Annotated in this window: 2 protein-coding genes; both read left to right on the forward strand. The window is 38.4% G+C overall.

Annotated elements, in window-relative coordinates; all coding sequences use genetic code 11:
* Window positions 1-153 precede the first annotated feature (153 nt).
* Window positions 154-3,870, forward strand: a complete 3,717-nt coding sequence (gene dnaE / locus ACJML3_RS03460; RefSeq protein ID WP_406020647.1) for a DNA polymerase III subunit alpha — start codon at window positions 154-156, stop codon at window positions 3,868-3,870.
* Window positions 3,871-4,077: 207 nt separating this feature from the next.
* Window positions 4,078-4,592: single-stranded DNA-binding protein (locus tag ACJML3_RS03465; protein ID WP_406020649.1), on the forward strand; the 515-nt coding region annotated here is incomplete at its 3' end.

Raw genomic sequence — 4,592 nt, forward strand, 5'->3', positions numbered from 1 at the left:
GTAATCTAAATAGATCATTCAAGCCAGGGCCTGCCCTGGCTTTGTTTTATTTTTTGTCGAAAAAAAATCAAATATTAATTCTGTTTTGAATTTAAAAATCCCATTCATAGAACTGAAAATGATAAAATTACAGCTCACAAGGAGAAATGTCTTATGAGCGGAAATAACCTTCCATATGTACCACTTCATGTAAGATCCTGTTATTCAATCAATGACGGTCTGCAGAATGTTGGTGATATTGTTAAAAGGGCAGCAAAACTAAAAATTCCTGCAATTGCTGTTACCGATTTTAACAATATGGCAGGTTTCGTTCGTTTCTACTCTGCCTGTATGAATTCAGGAATAAAACCAATCATGGGTGCTGATCTGCAGGTAAAAGAATACTCAAGACCAGGTGAACCTGAAAAAATATTCACCGTTACACTCCTTGCGATGAACTCTAAAGGTAAACAAAACCTGTATGACATTCTCTCTGATGCATGGGTTAATACTGCAAGTCCTGATATTGCTCAGGTAAGAGCAACTATAGATGATCTGCTCAAATACTCTGAAGGCATTATCATGCTTAACGGTTTTAGAGGTGATATTGCAGCTTTTATTGCAGAAGATAATATGCAGAAAGCAGAACAGAGAATAGAACTATACAAACAATACTTTGGCAGCAGATTCTGTTTTGAAATTACAAGAACAAACCGTGAAGGTGAAATGGCATTTGAAAGTGCTGCCTTAAATCTATGTATCAAACATTCTATTGCGCCCGTTGCATCAAACGACACAAGATTCTTGCTAGGACCAAATGAAGTTCCTGAAGATGGTCTTTCAGACTACTATGTTCATGACATAAGAGTATCTATTCAGCAAGGTTGCCAAAAAGGAAATAAGGATAACGCAAGAAGATATTCTAAAGAACAGTATTTAAGATCGCCTGAGGAAATGGCTCAACTGTTTGCGGATATCCCCGAGGCTCTTGAAAACACAAGAAAGATTGCAGAACTTTGTACAGTCAGAATTGAACTTGACCATCCAAGACTTCCAAGATACGACACAGGAGATCTGTCCACTGCCGACTGTCTTAGATTGAAAGCTCATGAGGGTCTTGAGAAAAGACTAAAATTCCTGTTCCCCGATGAAAAGGAAAGAGAAGAAAAACGTCCTATTTATGAAGCACGACTTGAAACAGAGCTGAACGTTATCATAACAATGGATTTTCCAGGTTACTTCCTTATCGTGATGGAATTCATTCAGTGGTCTAAGGAGCATGGTGTACCTGTAGGTCCAGGACGTGGCTCAGGTGGTGGCTCTCTTGTTGCTTATGCACTAACCATTACAGACTTTGATCCATTAAGATTTGATCTGCTTTTCGAAAGATTCTTAAACCCAGAACGTGTTTCAATGCCTGACTTTGACGTTGATTTCTGTCAGAGAAAAAGAGCTCTTACCCTTCAGCATGTTGTTGATCACTACGGTAGAACTGCTGTATCTCAGATTGCTGCATTCGGTACTCTTGCAGCAAAAGCAGCTATTCAGGGCGTAGGTAGAGCTATCGGCGTTCCTCTTGGACGTGTCCGTCATGTTGCAGGACTGATCCCGGAAAAACCAGGTACATCTTTCAATGATTGTCTTGGAATAGGAAAAAAAGGCGAGCCAAAAGAATCTGAAGCCCCTGATTTTTTAAACATGTATAACACGGCAAAAGCAACCGATGATAAAGAAACTATCGAGCTTATTGATGTTTCAAGACGACTCGAAGGTGTTATAAGAAGTATCGGTAAACATGCAGCAGGTGTTGTTATCTCTCCTACAAGAATTGCTGAATTTGCACCATTGATGCTTGATTCTGACGGTAACCCAATTACCCAATACGATAAAAAAGATGTTGAGCATGCAGGATTGGTTAAGTTCGACTTTTTAGGACTGACTACTCTTACAATCATCGACGATGCAAAAGAGATGATTGATGAGATGCTTGCACGAAATAAAGATAAGATTGATCTTAAATCAGGCCCTTATGAACTCAATGAAAAAGGAAATCCTGTAATCAATATTGCTGCTATTCCATACGAAGATGAAGCTTCATACAAAATGATTCAGGAAACAGAAACCACTGCTGTTTTCCAGTTAGAATCAACTGGTATGAGAAAGCTCATAGGAAGCATGAAGCCAGATAGATTTGAAGATCTTGTTGCGCTGGTGGCTCTGTACAGACCAGGACCTTTAGGTTGTGGTATGGTGGACCATTTCGTTGACAGAAAACATGGTCGTGAAGTGGTAAGTTATCCTTTACCTGAAGCTCAGGATCTTGATTTAAAGGAGATCCTTGATTCAACCTATGGTGTTATCGTATACCAAGAGCAGGTAATGCTTCTTGCACAGATCCTTGCAGGCTACTCTCTTGGTGGAGCGGATATTCTTCGTCGTGCAATGGGTAAAAAGATCCCTGCAGAAATGGCAGCACAGCGTGAAGTATTTAACGCAGGTGCACTCAAAAAAGGTAAAGATCTGGAAATCATGACTAAGATTTTCGATCAGGTTGAACAGTTTGCTGCATACGGTTTTAACAAATCACACTCTGCAGCATATGCACTAGTTGCTTGGTGGACTCTCTATCTAAAAGTTCACTACCCAGCTCAGTTTCTTGCAGCCATGATGACTGCTGACTGCATGAAAACTGAAAAACTGATTGCCTATATCGGTGAGTGCCATAGACTTAATGTTGATGTATGCCCACCTGATGTAAACATCGGTAAATTCCGTTTTGGTTGTGATATAAAAGGCAATGTTATCTATGGTTTCTCCGCTATCAAAGGTGTTGGAGAAAGGCTCGTTGATCACATTGTAGAAGAGAGAGAGAAGAACGGAAAATATACTGATTTCTTTGATTTTGCATACAGAGTAGGAACAAATTTTCTATCAAAAGGAACATTAGAAGCTTTAGTAAAAAGTGGGGCTTTAGACAGTATTGGACCTAGCAGAGCAAAAATGTATGCATCTATTCCTACAGCATTAAAATATGCACAGCAAAAAGCGGAAAATCTGTCTACAGGTCAGCTAGATCTGTTCTCGATGATTGATGATCCAAATACTAAGCCAGCTTATGTTAACTGCAAGGAATGGTCAGATAAGGTAAGACTTTTCCACGAAAAGCATATTCTTGGTTTATATCTGTCAGGACATCCTATCGATCCATATAAAGCAGAACTTTTAAGATACTGCGGCGAGCTTACCTTAAACAACATGATACCAGGTACGATGGATAAACCTAACTTTGTTACAGTAGCAGGAGTGGTTATCAGCGTAGTAGAAGGACTTTCATCAAAGGACAATAGAAAATTCTACCGTATTGCTATTGATGATAGTACTTCAACCTTTGAATTCATGCTCTTTGGATCACAGGCAGAAGCATTTGAAGAAATTCAAAAATCTATTTTTGATAAAGGCAAGAAAAAAGGCTCTAAGGCAGCAGAAGAAATTCCATCCCCACTTGTAATTGTAGTTCAAGGCTTTTTATCCATGACCAATGATGGATTGACTCGACTCAGAATCAAAAAGCTTGAGACTCTTGAAAGCCTAAGATTAAAAAATGCAAGAAAAATTGTATTAAATCTAAGCTCACTTAATGTAGAAGAAAACATTGAACAAATAGACGAAATTATGCTCAGAAACCGTCTATATGTACCTGAGATTAATCAGATGATACAAAGTTCAGATGAGCCTGATCTAATTACAAAAGGGTGCAGCATCGACCTTATTGTTGATAACAAACTAATGAAAATTAGAGATGACCGCTTCAGATTTGCACCTACAGATGATCTGATTGAAGGGATCAGAGACATAGTTGGTAATAACGGAATCAAAGTCATCTACAGCTAAATTTTATGCACGGAAAATAATTACTGATAGTTCGTTTTCCGTGCAAAATAGAAATAATAAAAAGTTTTTGAAAATTAGAACTTTTTCTCAAAAATACCCCATGTATCTTATGATAAAATTACTTGCCTAGATCGTGAGACGAACTAGTAATTTTCTTCGCCACGAAACCTAAATTTAATGCGATACCTATTTTGAGGAGAAAATATAATGGCAGGCGGATTCAACAGAGTCACACTAATTGGTAACTTAGGTGATGAACCACAGGTAAGACCTTCACAATCAGGAACATCAGTTGCAACAATTACTCTTGCAATCAACGAATATAGAAGAGATCAGAATGGAAATAAAACTGAATCAACAGAATGGGTTCGTGTTGTTGCTTTTGGTAAAAATGCAGAAATCATTGGTCAGTACCTACACAAAGGTTCTCAGGTTCACATTGAAGGTAAACTAAGAACAAGAAGTTATGATGACAAAGATGGCAACAAGCGTTATATCACTGAGGTTGTATGTGATCCTGCAGGTCTTCTAATGCTTGGAAGCAAAGCTCCTCGTGAGGATTCTTATGATATGCCACAGAGCAATTCATCATTCAAGCCTCAGCAGCAATCTAATGCATATGCTTCAAATCAGAATGGAAATCATGGACAATATGGACAGAACAATTCACATGGTTTCCAGATTAACCAGAATCCACAAACAGCAATGTTTAATCAAAATCA

Origin of the sequence: Succinivibrio sp. (assembly GCF_045124615.1) — a bacterium.
GTDB classification, from domain to species: domain Bacteria; phylum Pseudomonadota; class Gammaproteobacteria; order Enterobacterales; family Succinivibrionaceae; genus Succinivibrio; species Succinivibrio faecicola.